The following is a 22,066-nucleotide window of genomic DNA, read 5'->3' as shown; positions in this document are numbered from 1 at the left end:
ACGCTCATAAAAATAACGGGTTAGCACCATAACTCCAACATAGGAAGGCAAAAGGATGAAATTCCTGATTTATGGAAACGCCAGACTTTCACTTTCCCAAAAAGACATGAGCACTTTTTAGGGAATACAATTTAACGGAATAACTATCTGTTAGCCCGGCAAGACGGCAACATGCTTCCCGCTTATTAAATTCAGGCTGCGGTGCGCTACACCTCATGAAAATTTAGCGATTATCTATACAAAACCAATAAAATCAATACCTTGAAAATTAATTTTCTCAGAAAAGACCAAACCTCAGAGGTTTATACTGTATCCTATCATCGCCAGACGAAATCCCCTTTTTCTACCGACCAGTCATTGCCCAAAAAACCGCTGCACTTTACGCCTGAAATGCCAGCTTTCATCATGGTATGATCGAATAACATTAAGTCGGGAAAAGTCGTCCCATTCACCAGGTAATCGTTGGCATAGGCGCCTTTCATACCTTTTATTCCCGTGGCCGTCACCACCCCTATACTAGCCTGGTCGCTGTCCTGCCGCGGATAAATGAAGTAGCTGCCCCATTGATCGCCTGTTAAGGTTTTTGTACCGATTTTGACTTCATTCCTGGAAACCTGAACCGGACAATGGGATAATAATTGATCCCAGGCTACATTATTGTCTTTGTTTCCGTAAAGGATCACATTTCTATCGGGATAATCTGCCAGCGTGAATTCCGTATCCCTGATGAGTTCTACATTCCCATTCGCCCGGTACCAGAATTTTTCTGCATCGACTTTAGCCCGGTTGTAATACCATTCGTTCTCTTCTTTTGATCCTTTGGACGCATAAACAAACACCATATTATTTCTAAAAGCATCTTTAAAACCTCCATTTCGGTGAGGTCCTTTTTCTTTGAGGGATGGTTTAGGTGTTTTTTTCCACGATCCATTTTGGTTGGTCAGATAGATCATTTTATCTGTGGAAGCAATGGGCATTTCCTGTCCATCTATGGATAAAGTATCCGCTTGTGTTGCCATTTTTTCAATATCAATAGCCACTGTCTGGACATTCGTTGTAGAAAGAATTATAGCTGCCTCCTCCCTGCGAAAGTCAAAAGTGCTGATGTCAAAAGGTTTCATTTGCTGTAGGATATGTATAAAGTGGGAACTGGAAGAAACTCCTGGTGACCCCGTATAAAATTCGATTTTGTTAATATCCTTTGGTGCCTTTATGCTTCTGGCTTTGAAGAAATCAAAAATGGGAGGCCAGTCCACGCTGTGATCTCCATACCAATGCGTGCCACCGGGATATTCATAATAAGTAAAATCATTATGAAATTTCCCCAAACGTTCGCGCATCATCCGGGCGATGAAAGTGGGCACCACGTTATCGATTTCTCCGTGTAAAACAAAAACACCAAAATGGAGATAGTTGCGTTCCAGCTTAAGGGTTCTGCTGGGAGTACCTGCCCGTCGGATGATGGAATCGAGCAAAATATCTTTCTCATTGTCAAATCTATGATCCATCGCCATCGCCAAAAATTCAGCCTTGGTCATCCCGAATCTGGCAAATTCGGCTTCCGGCCGATCCTTCATTCTTTCTACAAAACTTTGTCGATAGCCTAACAAATCCGGATAACCGGCACAGGGAGCAATGGCGGCAAAACGATCGGGATAAGTGGCTCCTAAATACCAGGTGCCGTGACCGCCCATGGAATGTCCGGTTAAATAGGTATGTTGAGGATCTGTTTTTAACAATTTTTCTGAATGGGTCAAAACTTCCAGGGCATCCAGCCGCCCCCAGTCTTCCCAGGCAAAACCAAACGGACGACGGTTGGTAGGTGCGACGAGATGCCCCCAGTCTTTTTGTTGATAGGCATTGGCCTGGTTGACGGCTTCTACCGAGGCGCCGTGTACAGAAAAGAATAAAGCGGGATTTTCGATATTTTTATTTGAAGAAGGAGCTATACTGTAATATTGAACACTCCCGTCTATATCACTGATAAAAGTTCTTTTGTGATGTTTGAAGGTAGATTTTACGGCCAACTCGATAGTATCAATGGCCAGGGTTTTGCCTTTATTATCTTTTAGGAGCAACACTGTTATGACCGTATCCTGGTCAGACAAACCCGCCGGATTGGGGATTAAAAAAGGTAATTTGCGAATATACATCGGCGCAACATCAGGCAATGTAGTCGTAAGTTCTTCCTTGCCCACTTTGCAAACAATGCTTCCTCCTTTGTACTCATTTTCTTGGGTATTCATCACTCTGATGGCCCCCCATAGGGGTTCCCGGTTTTCCTGTAACAAATCGGGCAGGGTCATGTCTCTCTGGGTAAATTGTACAGGGGCGTTGGCTTTTAACAATCGGGCACGCATGGTGGGAAACCGGCCTCCCGTCAGCACGAATTCATTTTTTCCTTTTTTCAATCGAAGCGGGATCAGCTGCCAGCCAAAATCATAATGATCGCCCTCATGGGGCAACCCATTGATCAATGCACTCGTATGGCCCGAAGCTTCAAATAATACCGTGATGGCCTCCGGTGATTCATATTCCAGGTAAAGGTATCCTGACCGGAGCCCGGGGTCGTTAAAGTCATTTTTGTCGCCAACCTCAATCTGCTCCCACGTCAAAACACCGCCCGGCCATTGTTCCGTTTTACCTTCCGAAATGTCATATTTTCCATCGGTCAGAATCCTGGCCAGCAATGGATCGCTCAACACAGACGGGGAGTTGAAATCAAACCCTGGCTTTCGCAAAATAAGCCCGGTTTTAAACAGATGGATAATGGAGCCTTCGTTGACCTCTTCGACCTTTTCTTTTCCAAAATACTGGACGATGTTGCCCTCATTTTTTTGGGAAAAGGATAATACGGAAATACACAATAAGGCGAAAAAGCTTATTGTTTTTCGCGAAAAAACAGATTTAAATTTCATAGGTTCATAGCTTTTGTGACTATGCCCTAAATGTACAGCTCTTTAATCCATTTTTTGAATTTGAGCCTGTACTAAGCTCATTGGAAAAGGCAGTACAGAAGGGCAATTTGATACTTGAATATTTCAAATGGTTTCATTTTTATCTCACCAAAGAAAATTTTCCAAACAAGTTTAATGCTTTTCCTTTTACCCAAAAATGATACGCGTCCGCAGGAAGTTTTGCCAGGTCCGCCTCAAAGGAATTCTTGCCCGGGACCACCCTTTCCACAGAAGAAAAGACCAGGCTTCCCTTTGAATCATAAATCGTCAATTGAACCTCACAGGCCGATGGGCTATTGAACTCAAGAAACGTTTGCCCCCGTGTGGGGTTGGGATATACCTTTAATTCAGCAGCAGAGGATAGCAGATCTACCCCGAGCATGATTTCTGTGGTAAAACGCCATCCCGCGGACCAGTCACTTTCCTGGGTGGCATCCACTGCCTTTACCCGCCAGTGGTAGGTGGTTTGATCATCAGGTAGAGAAAAGTCATAAGTGGTGTTCACCAGATTTCCCTCGTCGGCGATCAAATTTTCAAAGGCATCATCTGTGGAGATCTGAATTTGATAAGTTTCGGCGTTCTGTACGGCATTCCAGATGAAGGTCACCATCATTGGAATTTCAACCGATTCGTCCGGCGGGTAAACCAGGGTCGGCTGATCCAGCGGAGCCGGAACCACATCCACCACTACATTCTGAGCATAGATTCTGGCGCCCCCAGATTTGTCTTCTATAAATACGGCAACCGCCTGGCCGTTGGCCGGCCGGTTGAATTGTATCCTGCTTTTGGCGGCCTGATAGGTTGCCATGGGCCTGGAGACTTCTTCCCACGCAAAATCTCCGTTCTCATCCAGCAACACCCCGTCCAAAGTGGTAGGTGTCACGCTGTTATCATACCCTTTTTTCAACAAAAACAAAGGCTGGTCGTTCATCAAAAACATAGGCCCTGCATGTTGCCTGAAATCTTCGCTGATGGGATAAACGATTTTGGCATTATCGGTGAATTGTCTGGCGCCTGTGTTTTTATCAAACTTTTGAACGTATTCACCACGTTGCCCCTGGGAAGTATTGGTATAAGTGCAAACCGCCCAGATGTATTGGGAACCAGGCGCTATCGCAATTTGGGTATCCATTTCATAATCCGTCTCATTGGTATCGAAGTCCATTCCGTTGATGCCCCAGGGCAATGTACCATCCGGGTTGATCCGTTGCACAAACGAATCAAAACGGCTGCCGCTGCTGGCAAAGTACCCGAAATAGACGACCTCCCCATCTTGTGTGCCGCTGTAAAAAGCGTTATAAGCAGTAGTTTTGTTGGATAACTTGGTGGGGACAGCCCATTGAGCCACCCCGTTTTCATCATAACGCTGGGCGTAAAGGGTGGAGCTGATGCCAAAACTCAACACATGGAACACCACCACATAACCTGCTTCGGGCAATTCAAACAAATTGGCCGGAGCCGTATGGCTTGTCCCGCTCTCAATGGGTTGCGGATCGTTCCACAGGGTATTGCCCGCGGCATCATACCTTTGCATCAGGCCCTGTCCGGAAGCAAACCACGACACAATCGCCTCGCCGTTTGCCAATGGCAAAACGGTCACCAGGTAACCATCACTAAAAGTCACCCCATCGGCTCCCCATAATGGATTGCCGTTGATGTCCAGTTTAAAGACATGGCCTGAACCGTCGCCGGTGCCGGTCGCTCCGATATACAGATTATCATCCTTATCCACCGTCACGGACCATATCACCGTATAGGTGCTCATGGAAATATTACCACTGACGAGCATGCCGTCATCCCCCAGTTGTCTATTCCCTGAAGCATCCAATACCTGTAACCTCAATTCATAATTGACGGGAGCCGCCACAGTTTTCCAAAAAACCACGTAGGTCTGTCCGTCGGAGGTTCCGATGGATTTCATGTCGCCACCTTCGGAGGTCGCAACAAGCGTATTTACCGCCGTTTCAGTGGTCCATTGGCCGTGTGCAGTAAGGGCCATGAAAATTGCGAGGAAAAAAATTATGCTTTTCATATTTCAGGTAGTTAAGCGCAGGAAAAATCAGGAGGCTCCTTGCGGGTGAATTTCTCCATTAAAACCTTGTGGGAATACACAACTTGAACCAAGCCAGGATAATTTGCTATTCTACTAATTTCACATTCACCGCATTGGCCCCCTTGGGGCCCATTTCAATTTCGAAAGTCACTTTGTCATTTTCCCGAATGGATTCAGCGGTGTTGTTCATGTGTACAAAAAGACTATCTTTTGTTTCCTCATCTATGATAAAGCCATAGCCTTTTTCGTCGTTGAAGAATTTCACCTGTCCTTTGCGGATAACCGATCTGCTGGACTTATCCACTGGTGGAACCCCAAGGATGATGTCTTCAGCTTTGATTTTTTTCTTTTTGGAAGGATCTGGCGGGGTGGCCGTAAGATTACCGTTTTCATCTACATAGGAGAGCATATCTTCAAATGCCACGGGCCCATTTTCATTTTTTTCAATTTTGCGCTGCTCCCGGCGCTCTAATTTCTCTTTTTTCTTTTTTATACGTTTTTTTTCTTTTTCTTTTTTACCGAAGGACTGCTGCGATTTCGCCATATATTTTTTTTAGATTAAAAAATTTTCTCTTAAAGATACGAATATAAAGTGGATAAATGGGTAATAATCTCTATCATTAGTGATCAACCCAACGAAAACACAACATATCGAAATTTATCCTCATTAACCCGAGTTGCGATAAATCGGCAAACCTGGCAATTTTTAATTTTAAAATACCTATTCTAAAAAAGATAATCACTGTAAATCACAAATTTGAAGATTGTAATTTGTAATTTGAACTTTTCACAAGTTGCCTCGCAATCTGGGTTAATTAGTCTCGAACCTTGTTTTTTTTATTCAACTGCTATGAAGGAACCCAGAAAAACATGGATTAAACATGTTGCTGCATCCGAATGGGAATTGTAAAATCCCTATTACCATCCCGAAACCGATTCATTAACTGATTTCAGCTATCCGCAATTACCTTTGAGGTCTAAGCGCCTACTTTAGCCATTTCAACATCTCCGTCCCCGCCAGCAAAAAGGCTCCTACGCCATACACTTCCGTCATATCCGCCGTAACCAACTTAGGATCCTGGCCAATGGGTTGCACCCAGCCTAATTTTCCATCCGCAAAAACACAACTGACCAGGGCCTGCCATGCTTTGGTTACGATGGTAGTATATTTGACTTTGTCAAGTAAGCCGGCATTTACTCCATAGGTGAGTGCATAACAAAAAAATGAACTTGAACTGGTCTCCGGATTTGGATAACTTTCGTGGTCGAGCATACTGGCGTGCCAGAAGCCTGTTTCATCCTGGCGGGCAGCTATTTTTTCGGCCATTTCTCTAAAAAGCTGTTCGTAAAAAAGGCCGGTACTTGCTGTCTTGGGGCAAATCTTTCAGGATGGAAACCAGGCCTCCCATCACCCAGCCATTGCCGCGACCCCAGAATACTTTTTGGCCGTTGGCTTCCCGTATTTTTTCAGGAAAATAGCGGCGGTCCCGGTAGAATAAATGTTCCTCCTTATCGTATAAAAAATCATGCGTAGCCTTGAATTCTTTATCCATAAAGGCCACATACTTTTCATTGCCCGTGATGTTTGCCATTTTCACATAAACGGGCGGGGCCATAAACAGGGCGTCACACCACGACCAGCGTTCCAGCGTTTGAGCATCCCCGTAATCAAGGTAGAGCGTTCCTTTTGACGGGTTTGCCATCACATAATCCAGCCTCGCCCGGGTGGGACCAGGAATGCGGTAGCTGTTTTTATTCTTTTGCTTTTGCTGGTACATTTCCAAATACATCTGGCTCAAAACAGAACACAGATCCAACTGATTTTACCGATAAAAACGGATTGTGTAATTTACGTTTCAATCAACCGTCTCTATACAGCCTTCTAAGACCGCCTCTACAGGTCTTTTATTTTTGGGCCGGGCGACTTAAGGCCATCAGCTTTGCTATTCTTTTATGCTTAGCACTGCTCTAAACATCTGTATCACATGCATCGCCCATACAGTTTGGTTTTTCTTTGGGTGGTTTTATCAGCTTTAAATAAACGGACAGATGGTAAAGCTTGCACCCCATACATATTCCAAAGGCGGTCTCAAGGAATAGCAGACCAATACAGGTTAAGCACAACAGACACACCGGATCAAAATAGGATTCATCCGACAGCAAAAACAGGGACAAAATAAAAATGGTGGTGGATAAGACCAACCCAAGGCTCCAGGCAAACTTTTTTTGGATAGCTCCGATGGGGAGAGGACTTTGATTTTTTACCATTACCCATGAAATAAACATGGTCGGGGAAAATTTAGGGTTAATAAAAATTCCGATAAGAAAATTTAGTGCCAGAAACCCGGAAATGTAGGGTACTACAATATAGTTTTTAAGGATAAACCCATTGATAGAGGCTATGACGGCCAGGAACAGCAATATGCCAGCACTTCCGCGGACGATTCGTTCATCAAGCACCTTGTATGCCCTTCCTTCGATATATTCTCCAAAACTGATCAATGACATGTTTGTGTTTTATTTTTTGTTTGAGCGGGCAAAGGTACACATTGTAGGGAATGGTTACGCTAAAACAAATGACAATACAGGGCTTTTTTATCAAAAACAAAACCCTTAATGACAATACGAACTTCTGGGACCTCTACGGTCAGATTCCCTTAAAAACTATAACAGCAAATAATGAATTTATCCTATTTTACCATTGAATCCATTGACAGACAATATTGAAGTGGTTTATAGCTTCGAATTAAACGGAAATTTTCATGACTAAATCTAAACAGATCGGATTTTGGACCGGCATCCTTATTCTATTATTTTGCGTTTTAGTCCCGCCACCGGACGGGATGAAACCGGAAGCCCTAAAAGCTTTGGGCGTAGCCTTGTTGATGGCCATTTGGTGGGTGACCGAATGTATTCCCATCTATGCCACCGCTTTTGTCCCCATTGCCTTATTTCCGTTATTGGGCATTCTCGACGCCGGCACCACCACCGAAAATTATGGTCACAACTATGTTTTAATGCTGCTGGGCGGCTTCTTTTTGGCAAAATCCATTGAACTCAGCGGCCTTCACAAAAGAGTAGCCCTTTACATCATCAGCAAACTGGGGACGAGCCGGAAAAGAATTATGCTGAGTTTTATGATCGCAACGGCTTTTCTTTCCTTTTGGATTGCCAATGTGGCCGTGGTATTGCTGATGCTGCCCATTGCCCTGGCCATCGTTGATAAAGAAGAAGAAAACGAGGAGCGAAACCCCAAATTTGGCCTGGCTTTAATGCTGGCTATTGCCTATGCTGCGAGTATCGGGGGGACGGGAAGTCTGATTGGGACGCCGCCCAACATGGTATTTGCCGGCGTATTTGCCAAATCCTTCCCTGAATTGCCGGAGATAGACTTTTTGGAATGGATGAAACTGGGTACGCCCATTGTGCTCATTATACTGCCGATAACCTGGGTATATCTTACCAAATATTTTAAAATAAGCGGCCATTTTGCCGGCAGCCAGGAGATCATCCGTCAGGAGATCATGGCCATCGGCAAGCTAACGACCATGGAAAAAAGGGTATTCGCCATTTTTATGTTTACCGCATTGGGATGGATCTTCCGAAGAGATATAGTATTGGAAAATTTTGTGTTCCCCGGCTGGTCCTCCCTTTTGGGCCTTAAAGATTATGTGCACGATTCTACGGTCGCCATCCTGTCCGCCTTATTATTGTTTTCCATCCCTTCCGGCAAGAGCAAGCCCAAATCGGCCCCGAATAAACTGCTTAACTGGGAACATGCTTCACAGGTGCCCTGGGGCGTTGTCATGATCGTCGGGGGAGGTTATGCCATCGCCGATTCTTTTAAGCAGACCGGACTGGCCGTCTTTTTGGGTTCCAAAATGAGCTTTATCAGCACCTATCCCATGTTCCTGGTTTTGGTGATCGTGATCTTCATCATGATTTTCATCACCGAAATCAACAGCAATACCGCTACAGCAAATATTTTCCTGCCCGTGCTGGCCGCCATGGCCATCGCCGGTCAGATGAACCCCTTATTGCTCATGATCCCCGCAACATTTGCCTGTTCATTTTCCTTTATGCTGCCTTCGGGCACAGGCACCAATGCGGTTATATTTGGAAGCAATCGCGTTACGATTCCGGAAATGGCAAAGTGTGGTTTGGGTCTCAATTTTTTATGCATCATGCTTTTGACCATGCTGATGTACATGTATGTGCTGCCGGTGTTGTCGATTTGAAGAGTGCGGGTAACGTAATACCTCATAGATATGAAGGGATTGGAGAGTGAATAACCAGGAAGACTTTTTAACCATTAAATCCTTCCCGGTTACTCGACAAAATCCAAACTCCCCTGATATTTTAGCGTTTTTCTTTCAATGTTTGTGGTGGTAATAAATTCACATCTGCCATGAATAAATTTCCTTATTCAATAACTATGGCTCTTAATATTTCCACCCCATTCTTATGTCCTATTTGAACAAAATAAATTCCAACCTCCCGGATCGTAATGGATTTTTCTAAACTGTCAATATTCTGATAAAAATCTGATTGGATTTTCTTCCCATTAACATCATAGATTTCCAATAAAACGTCTCCTTTATCAATCAATTCTACATAGATGTCAAATTGACCATCGTTTATTGTTGGGCGCAAAGAAGCATTAATCAGTCCAAATGGTTGCTTTAAACAGTCAACTATCCCAACAGATTTAACCATCGAAAAATTAGGGCAACTACCGCTCAAAATCTCCAGTTGAATATCAAAAAGACCGGAAGTATGGTAAACATAAACAGGATCTCGTTCGGTACTGGTGTCACCATTACCAAAATCCCAGAAGAAAGTAGCGGTAGTATCGATATCAATATTGGTATAATCAATAAACCTTAGGCTATCTCCAAGACAGGCCATATTTCCAACCAAAAAATTACTTTCAATTAACTGTCCCTGGACAGTAGAAACAATAGTTTCAGCAGTAGCCGTACATCCATTCTCCCCTGTTATGGTAACCAAATAGGTACCGCCCAGTACCTGGTTACTAGAAACAAAAACGTCTGAAGTTGACGCTGTAAATCCATCCGGTCCGGTCCATGACCATTCGATGGCATTTCCACCCACTTCATGAAGTTCCAGGTCTTCGTCGGTACAAACAGGGGAAGAAGAAATGATCTCAACTAAAGGAAGATCATTTATGGCAATGTCAATCTGATCTGAATTTACACACCCATTAATATCCGTAATATTTACCTGATATACACCTTGCTGAAGTTCAGAAACCATCGATATATTAATATTCCCGCTACTGGCAGAGAAACTATCGGGCCCGGACCAACTCCAGGAAACCGCATCACCGGCATCCTCTGTCAAGTCTATCGTCCCTTGTTCACAAACTTCCTCAGATCCCGTAATATTGATCTCAGGTATTGTATTAACTACAACATCTACGGAACCAACATAAGTACAACCGGATGTTTCCGTAATAGTGACGAAATAAATTCCGCTCGCGGCTGTGGTTACCTGAGAGATCGTTGGATTCTGAATCGTTGAGGTAAAGTCATCTGGTCCTTCCCATTGCCATTGTGTGGCCGTGTTTGTATTGAATAATTCTAATTCATCTCCTACGCAAACAGGGTCATTGTAACTTACCATTACATTGCCCATATCCTGGGTAATCACAATCGTTTCAATAGCCGTACAGCCATTTTGGCTATCGGAAATGGTTACGGAGTAATTACCGGGTGCTGTCACTTCCAGGGATGGATTTGTACTGCCACCTGTCCACTCATAAGACAAAACACCTTGCCCCGTAGAGTTGCCTGCATTTATGGTCAACATTTCCGTATCACAATCCAGCTGGGTACCCAAAGGTGTTTCAATTACCACCACGGGAGCCATAAAATCTTCCGTTAAGGTGACCATGTCTACTGCTGTACATCCATTTTGGGCATCTGTCACCGTGACGAAATAATCCCCGGCAGAAGTAACTTCAAGGGTAGCATTCGTACCTCCTCCTGTCCACTCATAGGATAAAACTCCCTGGCCGCTTGAAGGGCCTGCATCTAGCGTAATCGTTGGATTATTACAATCCAATAATGTGATAGCTGGTGGCGTAATTACCGCATTGGGAGCCAATAGGTCCTGGGTAATACTAACGAAAGTCACAGACTGACAACCATTGGCTCCATCTGACACAGTTACAAAGTAATCACCGACCATGGTTACGTCAAGAGTAGCATTGGTGCTGCCGCCGGTCCACTCATATGTCAAAGCACCCTGGCCCATCGATCCGGATGCATCCAGAGCAATACTGGCTACATTACAATCCAACTGAGTCGTTGGTACATCAATTGACGCTGAGGGTGTTGTATAATTTTCTGTGATGGTAATAGAACTGGATGAAGAACATCCATTCGCTGCGTCTGTAAGGGTTACAAAATATTCTCCCGCTGCCGTCACCTCCAGCGTTGACCCGGTACTGCCGCCCGTCCACTCATAAGTCAGCATACCTTGTCCTGTCGAACCGGAAGCGTCCACGACAATACTGCCTGTATCACAATCCAGTTGTGTTGTTGGCGTGAACCATATTATTGATGGTGAAGTATAATTTTCGGTAATATTAATCGATGTGGCCGAAGTACATCCGTTTTGTGAATCCGTCACGGTAACCGAATAAACGCCTCCCATAGTCACTTCCAAAGCCGCATTGGTGCTGCCGCCCGTCCATTCATAAGTCAGCGGATTTACGCCAGTAGAACCGGAAGCATCAAGGATTATGGCTAAAACGTTACAGTCCAGCTCCATAATAGGTGTATCTATCATCGCCACTGGTACATCACTGTCCTGAGTAATGGTAATCATGTTTACAGCCGTACAGCCGTTTGCACTATCTGTCACGGTCACGGAGTAATCACCGGCTAATGCCACTACAAGTGTTGCCCCTGTGCTACCGCCCGTCCATTCATAACTCAAAGTGCCCTGTCCCATTGATCCGGATGCATCGAGGATAATACTGCCTGTCGTACAATCAAGCTGGGTTGCAGGCGCATCAATTACTGCTGTAGGGGCAATATAATTTTCTGTGATCGTTATGCTCGCTTCAGCCGTACAACCGTTGGTGCTGTCTGTGATCGTTACGCCATAATCGCCGGCTACAGTCACTTCAAGGGTGGAACCAGTGCTGCCGCCTGTCCATTCGTAGGTTAAAGTACCTTGTCCTGTTGATCCCGAAGCATCTAAAATGATGCTGCCCGTATCACAATCCAATTGGGTTTCAGGTGCATCAATTACAGCAGTTGGAACATTTCCATCTTGTGTAATTGTCACTGATGCTACAGCACTACAGCCGTTGACTGGATCTGTCACTGTTACTGAATAATCACCAGCCGTCGTCACTACAAGCGTTGAATCCGTGCTGCCGCCGGTCCATTCATAACTCAGGTCTCCTTGTCCAAAGGAAATAGCCGCATTCAACTCTATACTGGTTACCTCACAAGTCAATTCGGTAGCCGGGGCATCAATCAAAGCCGTTGGATTGGTAAAATTATCGGTGATGGTGATAGTCGCCACCGAAGTACACTGATTTGCAGCATCTGTGATCGTGATTGAATAATCCCCCGCTGAAGTTACCTCGAGGGTAGGATCGGTGCTGCCGCCTGTCCAATCATAAAACAAGATTCCCTGCCCCGTTGAGCCAGTGGCATCAAGCGTAATACTTGAAACATTACAATCCAACTGAGTCGTTGGCGCATCTATGACTGCGGTTGGTTCAGTGAAGTTCTCTGTAATCGTAACACTTTCCACAGCAGTACAGCCATTGGCAGCGTCGGTAATTGTAACAGCATATTCTCCAACCTCTGATATTACGATAAAATTATTGGTACTACCATCGGTCCATCCATAACTTAAGGTTCCCTGTCCGGCAGAGCCTATCGCATCAAGTGTAATTATGCCATTAAAACAGTCCAATACAGTAGCTGAGGTACTCAGGTCTGCCACGGGTGCCGTATAGTTTTCGGTAATCGTAATAGAACTCGATGAAGTACACCCATTGGCTGCATCTGTAATAGTTACAAAATATTCGCCCGCGGCGGTTACATCCAATGTAGCCCCTGTACTGCCACCCGTCCATTCATAACCTAAGACTCCCTGACCCGTCGAACCGGAAGCGTCAAGCGTTATACTTCCTGTTACACAGTCCAATTGGGTCGTTGGCGCAAACCATATTATCGATGGAGAAGTATAGTTTTCGGTAATCGTTATGGTTGCCGAAGATGTACAGCCATTCTGAGTATCTGTAACGGTTACTGTATAATCTCCCGCCATGGTTACTTCCAATGTTGCATTGGAGCTTCCCCCTGTCCATTCATAAGTCAAAGCATTTTGACCGGTGGATCCGGAAGCATCGAGGATAATGCTTGCCACATTACAATCCAACTGGGTCGTTGGGGCATCAATTGATGCTGTGGGTACATTCTCATCCTGGGTGATCGTTATCGTAGCCACCGCAGAACAGCCGTTCTCCGAATCAGTTACCGTTACGGAGTAATCTCCGGCCACAGCCACTTGAAGGGTTGAACCTGTGCTGCCACCCGTCCATTCATACGTCAATGTGCCTTGTCCGGTAGAACCGGAAGCATCCAGTGTTATACTGCCCGTGGTACAATCCAATTGTGTCATTGGTGCATCAATCGCTGCGGTTGGTTCTATATAATTTTCAGTGATCGTAATATTTGCTTGAGCCGTACAGCCGTTGGCATCATCGGTAATCGTCACGCCATAATTGCCACCTGCCGTCACTTCAAGGGTCGAACCGGTGCTGCCACCTGTCCATTCATAAGTCAAAGTGCCTTGTCCGGTTGAGCCGGAAGCATCCAGAGTAATACTGCCGGTATTGCAATCCAATTGAGTTTCCGGTGCATCTATAGCTGCTGTAGGCACATTCTCATCCTGAGTAATGGTTTGGGTTGCAAAAGCACTACAGCCGTTGACCAAATCCGTAACCGTTACTGAATAATTCCCTGCAGTTGTCACAACAAGCGTGGAATCCGTGCTTCCACCTGTCCATTCATAGCCCAGGTCTCCCTGTCCAAAAGAAACAGCAGCATTCAATTCAATACTCGTTATTTCACAATTCAATTCTGTTGCCGGAGCATCAATCAAAGCCGTTGGATTGGTAAAATTCTCGGTGATGGTGATAGTCGCCACCGAAGTACACTGATTTGCAGCATCTGTGATCGTGACGGAATAATCCCCCGCTGAAGTTACTTCGAGGGTAGGATCGGTGCTACCGCCAGTCCAATCATAATACAAGGTTCCCTGCCCCGTTGAGCCAGTGGCATCAAGCGTAATACTTGAAACATTACAATCCAACTGAGTCGTTGGCGCATCAATGACTGCGGTTGGTTCAGTGAAGTTCTCTGTAATCGTAACACTTTCCACAGCAGTACAACCATTGGCAGCGTCGGTAATTGTAACAGCATATTCTCCAACCTCTGATATTACGATAAAATTATTGGTACTACCATCGGTCCATTCATAACTTAAGCTTCCCTGTCCGGCAGAGCCTATCGCATCAAGCGTAATTATGCCATTAAAACAGTCCAATACAGTAGCTGAGGTACTCAGGTCTGCCACGGGTGCAGTATAGTTTTCGGTAATCGTAATAGAACTGGATGAAGTACAGCCATTGGCTGCATCTGTAATAGTTACAAAATATTCGCCCGCGGCGGGTACATCCAATGTAGCCCCTGTACTGCCACCCGTCCATTCATAACTCAAGGTACCCTGACCGGTAGAACCGGAAGCGTCAAGCGTTATACTTCCTGTTACACAGTCCAATTGGGTCGTTGGCGCAAACCATATTATCGATGGAGAAGTATAGTTTTCGGTAATCGTTATGGTTGCCGAAGATGTACAGCCATTCTGAGTATCTGTAACGGTTACTGTATAATCTCCCGCCATGGTTACTTCCAATGTTGCATTGGAGCTTCCCCCTGTCCATTCATAAGTCAAAGTATTTTGACCGGTGGATCCGGAAGCATCGAGGATAATGCTTGCCACATTACAATCCAACTGGGTCGTTGGGGCATCAATTGATGCTGTGGGTACATTTTCATCCTGGGTGATTGTTATCATGGCTACAGACGTACAGCCGTTGGCTGCATCGGTCACCGTGACAGAGTAATTCCCTGCAGCCGATACGGCAAGTGTAGCACCTGTACTACCGCCGGTCCATTCATAACTCAACGTTCCCTGACCGGTGGAAACAGATGCATCTAAAGTCAAACTACCCGTGGAGCAATCCAATTGGGTACTGGGTGCATCAATAGCTGCCGTCGGAGCTGTGAAATTTTGGGTGATCGTTATGTTTTGTTCGGCTGTACAACCATTACTGGCATCCGTCACAGTTACCGAATAGGTGCCTGCTGTTGACACTACCAACATATCTGATGTGCTACCGCCACTCATCACCTCGTTTATTTCAGAACCAGAAAGAGCCGTATTGAAAATCCGAACATCATCGATCTGACCATCAAAGTAGGAGTCTCCTACAAATTGACTGCGGCCGAAGTAGTTCAACATGGGGGCAATGTCAGAAGGATCAACGGTTATAGTCTCAGAATCGACAACAGAACCATTGACATATAAGGTACCTGTATCACCATCCAAAACAACAGCAACATGGGTCCATTCATTGACAGGAAGTGCGGCCGTTTCCAGGCGCTGTTCTCCACCTGGCCCGGATGTGGTGATAGCAAAACGGAAGTTGTTAGGAAACCCATTGGGGGTAAGGACCATGTATTGAGTGGTATTATTGCCAAAGTCAAAAATACGCTCCCAGATAGTTGATGCTGGGCCATCCCAGTTAACCCAGGCAGCAAAGGTGAAGTCGTTGTAAGTATCGAACATGCCTGAAGGCAAGGTCACATGCTGGTTATTACCATCCAGATCAATGGCCTGCCCAACCGGACCAGCCGTATAGGTGGGTCCGTTCTGCGGGGTTCCGTTGTTTGCTCCGGCACTATCGTCTGTATTGTTTTCGAATTCATAGTGGGCATCAGGCGTTGGACCGCCGCCGCCAGTGTTCCAAAGGAAACTCAGTGCCCCCGGGCCTGTGGAGCCTGAAGCGTCTAAAGTAATGGTTCCATTATTACAATCCAACTGGGTAGTTGCTGAGGTAATATTCGGAGTTGGCTGGGTAAAGTTCTCTGAAATGGTAATGGAAGCTTCTGCGGAACAACCATTGAACAAGTCTGTGAGCGTTACACTGTATGTGCCAGCCATGGTAACCGTAAGGGTCAAGGTCGTATCTCCTGTCGACCATACATATTCACCCAACCCCGGGGGCGTTTGGAGCCAACCAACTGCTTCCAGCAAAATATCCGGCGTATCACAATCTATTTGAGTATCCGAAGCAGTGATCAAAGGATCCGGAGAAGATATGCTCTCCGTAATCGTAATGTTTTCTATTGCTGTGCAGCCATTGGCCGAATCCGTAATGGTCACTGAATAATCACCTTCTGAGGTGACTTCAAGGGTTGAACCGGTGCTCCCACCTGTCCATTGGTAAGTCAAAGTACCTTGGCCCGTAGAACCAGCAGCATCGAGGGTGATACTACCATTGGCGCAATCCAGTTGAGTCGTCGGTGCGTCTATCATTGGAACCGGTTCGGTAAAATTCTCTGTGATCGTGACGGATTCAACGGAACTACAGCCATTGGCTGAATCCGTCACGGTAACGGAATAATCCCCAGCGGCTGTTACTTCCAGCGTTGAACTCATGCTCCCGCCTGTCCACTCAAAAGACAGTGTTCCCTGCCCGATGGACCCGGAAGCGCTTAGGATGACACTTGGCGTTTCACAGTCTAGGTGATCGGTTGGCAAGGCGAAAAGTATCGCCGGAGCAGAGGTATTTTCCGTGATCGTAATGGTCTCCACGGCAGTACAACCATTGGCCGAATCCGTAATCGTTACCGAATAATCTCCGGCAGCAGTAACTTCAAGCGAAGGGCCCGCACTGCCGCCTGTCCAGGCATAACTGAGTGTTCCTTGTCCTGAAGAACCTGAGGCATCCAGTGTTATGCCCCCCGTAATACAATCCAGTTGGGTCACCGGAGTATCAATTACCGCAGTAGGTTCCGTAATATTTTCCGTTATCGTAACGGATGCTGTTGCATCACAACCGTTACCGGTAGAAACAGTAACCGTATAGGTTCCTGGTGAAGTAACTTCCAGGAAAGGAGTGGTCCCTCCTCCCGTCCATTCAAACGACAGACCACTTTGTCCGGTAGAACCTGTGGCATCGAGCGTTATACTTCCCACATTACAATCGAGTACAGTTCCCGGGTTACTTATAGAAGCCGTTGGAGAAGCAAAATCTTCAAAAATATCAATACTGTTGCTCGAACTACAACCGTTAGCCAAATCGGTAACAGTCACAGCATAGGTGCCTTGTGATATCGCCGTAAAGGTAGGATTCGTACTGCCATCCTGCCAAAAATAAGTCAAAGCACCCTGGCCGCTAGAACCGGATGCATCAAGCAGGATACTACCAACATTACAATTCAAGGTCAACGTTGGTGCATCAATTGAGGCCGTTGGTTCCGTATAATTTTCTGTTATGGTGATGCTGGTGACTGAGCTGCAACCATTGAAATCATCCGTCACCGTAACGACATAATCACCGGCTGTAGTTACCTCAAGGGTTGAAGCAGTACTTCCACCTGTCCATTCAAAAGATAACGTGCCCTGACCGGATGATAAAGAAGCATCGAGAATGGTACTTGGTGTATTACAATCCAGATGATCCGTTGGCGTAAAGAACACTATTGCCGGTGACAGCATATTTTGAGTGATCGTGATCGTTGTTGAAGAAGAACACTGATTTACGGCATCCGTAACGGTTACCGAATAATCCCCCGCTGCCGTTACTTCAAGGGTCGGGTCGGTACTTCCACCTGTCCAATCGTAGAACAATGTTCCCTGTCCGGCAGAAGCAGAGGCATCCAGGGTAATGCTGCCCTGGTTGCAATCCAGTTGTGTTGTGGGTGAATTGATTACGGCCGTTGGTTCGGTAAAGTTCTCGGTAACGGTTTCACTTGCCGTGGAACTACAGCCATTGGCGGAATCCGTAACGGTTACCGAATAAACGCCCGCTGCGGAAACGGTCAGAAAACTTTCGGTACTTCCATCCGACCATTCATAAGTCAATGCGCCCTGTCCGGTGGAGCCGATAGCATCCAGGGTGACCAGGCCATTGAAACAATCAAGGACCGTTGTCGTAGCACTGATGTTTGCGACAGGATCGGTATAATTTTCGGTGATGGTGATGGATTCAACGGAAGAACAACCATTCGCTGCATCTGTCACTGTCACAAAATATTCTCCGACACCAGTAACTTCTAAAGTCGTGCCGGTGCTGCCTCCTGTCCATTCATAACTCAGTGCTCCCTGTCCGGTAGAGCCAGAAGCATCAAGGGTAATATTGGCCACATTACAATCGAGCACCGTTGAAGAAGGACTGATGTCAGCAACGGGTGCTGTGGTATTTTCTGTGATGGTAATAAAATCAAGATCCGTAGCTCCTGTGACGAGATCGCTCAACTGCAGCTGGTAAGTTCCGGGGGTATTGACCACCAAAACAGGATCGGTGCCTACTGTAGCAAAAGATTCATCGGACCATATATATTCCAGCGGATGATCACCCGTACTTGTTGAAGCGTCGAGCGTCACTTCTGTTGTATTACAATCCAGAACAGTTCCCTGGGGAGTCAGGATGACGATATCGGGATCCATGGGTATAAAGGGCAGGCAGAAGCTGGTGGATTCTTCTGTTATAAAGTTAACCTCTGCCGCGATGACATCTCCATCTCCATCGGTTACACTATAGGTTGCATCTCCCAGAAGCCCATCACCATAAGCATCAATAATGGTGAAATCATAACAACCGTCCGGAATACAAAGCGGTATTTCCAAAGTACTACCATCCGGTTCATCGGGGTAGATACCACCAGAAGCTATTAATACATCAAAAGTATCTCTGATCTCCCAACTGATATCTTCGGGGAAATCATCAAACGTTATGGAAACCATCACCTGATTATCCGTAGTGCCGCTTTCGGTTATGGTAATTGAGGTTACGTCCGTACACTGGTTCTCCCCATCAGTCACCGTAACAAAATAGTCTCCGGGAGATGTGACTTCAAGGGTTGGGCCACTGCTGCCACCTGTCCAGTCATAAAACAAGGTTCCTTGGCCCGTTGATCCGGAAGCGTCCAGGGTAATTGAGGATACATTACAATCCAACTGGGTGGATGGTGCATCGATGACGGCAGTCGGAAGTGTTGAATTCTCTAATATGGTCACACTGTCAACGGCACTACATCCGTTCACTCCATCGGTAACGGTAACATAATAATCTCCCGGCTCCGAAACAAAAATTGAGCTATTTGTACTGCCTCCTGTCCATTCAAAAGTTAATGTTCCCTGTCCTGTTGATCCACCAGCATCCAGGGTTGAAAAAGCACTAAAACAATCCAGCACAGGTGATGATACACTGAGATCCACTGTGGGAGGGGTAGTATTTTCGGTAACCGTTACGGAGCTTTCTATGGTACAGCCATTGCCGAGATCTGTCATGGTAACTGAATACACCCCTGGTGAGGTAACAGAATGCCCCCCACCTTCAATCCCGTCACTCCAAACAAAGGACACTCCCTGATCAGTGCCTCCACCACCGATTACCCATAAACCTGCAAATCCTAAAGTGCAAGTAATTTCCGCAGGCTCTACCCCCGGTACAATCCAAAGTGTAGAAGTAGTATTGTTCTCTGTAATTTGAATGGAGGAAGTATCTGTGGCCAGGTTTCCTGTGTCCGCCACAATCAAAAAATATGTTCCGGAATCCGAGACCATCAGCGATGGATCTGTTCCTAATGTAGAAATGCCATCTGTCCATTCATAAGTCAAAGCATTTTCTCCGTTTGAACCAGAAGCATCCAGGGTGATTTCCGGGAAAAAACAATTAATTTCAGTGCCTTGCAGTGGGTTGATTATTGCTGTAGGAGAGTTATTAAAACAGAAATTAGAGATCTCCAAGCTGTCAAATTGAGCTCCTTGAGCCAAAGTATCTCCAGCTATGTTGGTGACGGTATAAGCCCCTTGACCTATATTGGAACAACAAATACCATTGTCCCCGGCATCAAAAATGGTAAACTCATAACAATCATTCTCCAAACAAAGTGGAATAACCAGAGTAGAACCATAAGTTTCTCCTATGTAGGGCCCACCCTGCATGAAAAACCCATTATCACCGATCAACTGCCAGGAAGTTTCCTGTGGTTGTGTATCAAATTCAATATTGATAAAGATATCCCCCGCCACCACAACTTCCACGCTATCTATGTCCGTTGCCATAGTTACCTCATCCGTCACCTGGAGGAAATAAGTTCCCTCACTTGAAACGGTAGCTGTCGCACCCGTGCTAATGATTGTTCCTACTTCATCTTCCCATTGATATTGTAAGGCATTTTCTCCTACTGAAGCAGATCCGTCCAATAAAAGCGCACTGCCATAACAATTCAAACCATTACCTTGCGGGGAGGCAATGATGGCCGTTGGCAATGCATTTATTTCACAAAAAGAAATCGTCTCAGAGGTAGTGAATGAAGCTCCCTGGGCCAAAGTATCACCCGCTGCATTTGTTAGCAGGTATTCACCAGCACCAAAATCACAACATATGCCATCACCCCAGGCATCAATAATGGTGAACTCATAACAATCATCGTCAAGACATAAAGGGATGTCCAGGGTAGATTGATCCGGAACATTGGGATATGGCCCGCCAGAAGCTACTGTTTCTCCTGCAATATTTTTGATCACCCAGGATGTTTCCTCCGGGTAAGCATCAACGGTTAATTTCAAATTGAACCTATTCTGATCACAATCATTGTATTGCACAACAGAGGTACCAAATCCATTTCCAAAATCTTCAAAAGCCACGTTAATTAATCCATTGTATACATCAATACTGGCAAAGCTCGCATTTCCGTCCGAAAATCCAGGTTGGCCAATAGTCTCCCAGGAACTTCCGTTGTACTTTTGCACGGTAAGCTTACCATCATTATCCCCATCACTGTAGGCAAAATATAGTTGTCCGCCAGCTACATCTAAACCATGCCAACCCACTGATTGGCCAGGAAACATGACATTTCCGACAGAAACCCAGTCCGCCCCGTTAAACGTCAATATCAGGGTTTCTACAGCGTTTGAAAAATACCCTACGGCCACATAAAGCGACCCATTGTCTCCAATGGCCAGACTCAAATCGGCATTTATACTATTACCGGGTAAAATTTGGAAATCCGGAGCCCCAACATTTATCCAGCTAACGCCGTCGTAAGTCATTATATTGACGCCATTGGTATTGTTATCTACAAATGCGACATAGGGTGCACCATTATGGAACTCCAACCGAAGGTCTCCGGCCGGGCCGGAGGAGAAACCGGCTGTTCCTAAAGTAATCCAGTTGGCACCATCAAAACCTTTTAGGGTAGCCTTTTCTACCTGGTCATCATCCGGATACACCAAATAGAGGAAATTGTTATCAATGGCTATATCCAGTTCAAGGGTTGAATTGGTCGAGGGAAAAAGCCCCCCATTCCCTGTCAGTACCCAGTTGGTACCATCAAACTGCATCACTTTGACAACAGGCCCTTCAAAAAAGGCAACAAAAGGCACATCGTTATCATTGAATACAATCTTTGGTCTTTCGGCATAGGCACCATTAAAGGCTTCTACGCCTAACGTATTCCATGAAGTTCCATCAAATTTTTTAACGGTTATACCAACGTTAGTAACATCACTGTAAACCACGTAAGGTTCTCCAACACTGTTGACCTGAACATCCTGCCAATAAGCCGATCCTGAGGAAATATTGGGCATACCCAGATAATTCCAGTTCTGCGCGGACACGGAACCCAATAAACAAAACATCGACCCAGCCAATGCCAGTGCAAAGGTTTTATAAAAAGTATAAACTTTAGTCATAACAGATTTTTTT

6 protein-coding genes and 1 pseudogene are annotated in these 22,066 nt (G+C 45.6%); 1 reads left to right on the top strand and 6 read right to left on the bottom strand.

Going from position 1 to position 22,066, the window contains the following annotated elements:
* Positions 1 to 317: 317 nt before the first annotated feature.
* The 5 genes and pseudogenes from H6571_16765 to H6571_16745 all read right to left on the bottom strand — a co-directional run bounded on the left by H6571_16765 (position 318) and on the right by H6571_16745 (position 7,518).
* Positions 318 to 2,918 (bottom strand): alpha/beta hydrolase, encoded by a 2,601-nt coding sequence (locus H6571_16765; GenBank protein MCB9325392.1) that lies wholly within the window; start codon positions 2,916 to 2,918, stop codon positions 318 to 320.
* Between the two features lie 139 nt (positions 2,919 to 3,057).
* The gene (locus tag H6571_16760) at positions 3,058 to 4,989 is read right to left on the bottom strand and encodes a T9SS type A sorting domain-containing protein (protein ID MCB9325391.1); all 1,932 of its coding nucleotides are present in this window, start codon (positions 4,987 to 4,989) and stop codon (positions 3,058 to 3,060) included.
* Positions 4,990 to 5,095: 106 nt separating this feature from the next.
* Positions 5,096 to 5,554, bottom strand: a complete 459-nt coding sequence (locus H6571_16755) for a cold shock domain-containing protein (protein MCB9325390.1) — start codon at positions 5,552 to 5,554, stop codon at positions 5,096 to 5,098.
* A 441-nt stretch (positions 5,555 to 5,995) separates the two neighbouring features.
* Positions 5,996 to 6,800: pseudogene (locus H6571_16750) on the bottom strand (glycoside hydrolase family 88 protein).
* 178 nt (positions 6,801 to 6,978) lie between these two features.
* Complete coding sequence (locus H6571_16745) at positions 6,979 to 7,518, bottom strand: DUF4395 domain-containing protein (protein MCB9325389.1); 540 nt, start codon at positions 7,516 to 7,518, stop codon at positions 6,979 to 6,981.
* 254 nt (positions 7,519 to 7,772) lie between these two features.
* Between H6571_16745 and H6571_16740 the strand changes: the two genes are divergently transcribed.
* Positions 7,773 to 9,248, top strand: coding sequence for a DASS family sodium-coupled anion symporter (locus H6571_16740; protein ID MCB9325388.1), 1,476 nt, complete (start codon positions 7,773 to 7,775; stop codon positions 9,246 to 9,248).
* A 184-nt stretch (positions 9,249 to 9,432) separates the two neighbouring features.
* On the opposite strand, the gene H6571_16735 is transcribed toward H6571_16740, so the two are convergent.
* A complete protein-coding gene (locus tag H6571_16735) occupies positions 9,433 to 22,053 on the bottom strand; it encodes a hypothetical protein (protein MCB9325387.1) in 12,621 nt (4,206 codons plus the stop codon).
* Between the last annotated feature and the right edge of the window lie 13 nt (positions 22,054 to 22,066).

The sequence above is a fragment of the Lewinellaceae bacterium genome, assembly GCA_020636105.1.
GTDB lineage: Bacteria > Bacteroidota > Bacteroidia > Chitinophagales > Saprospiraceae > BCD1.
Note: the sequence above shows the minus strand (reverse complement) of the source record. Positions and strands in the feature narration are given on the sequence as shown.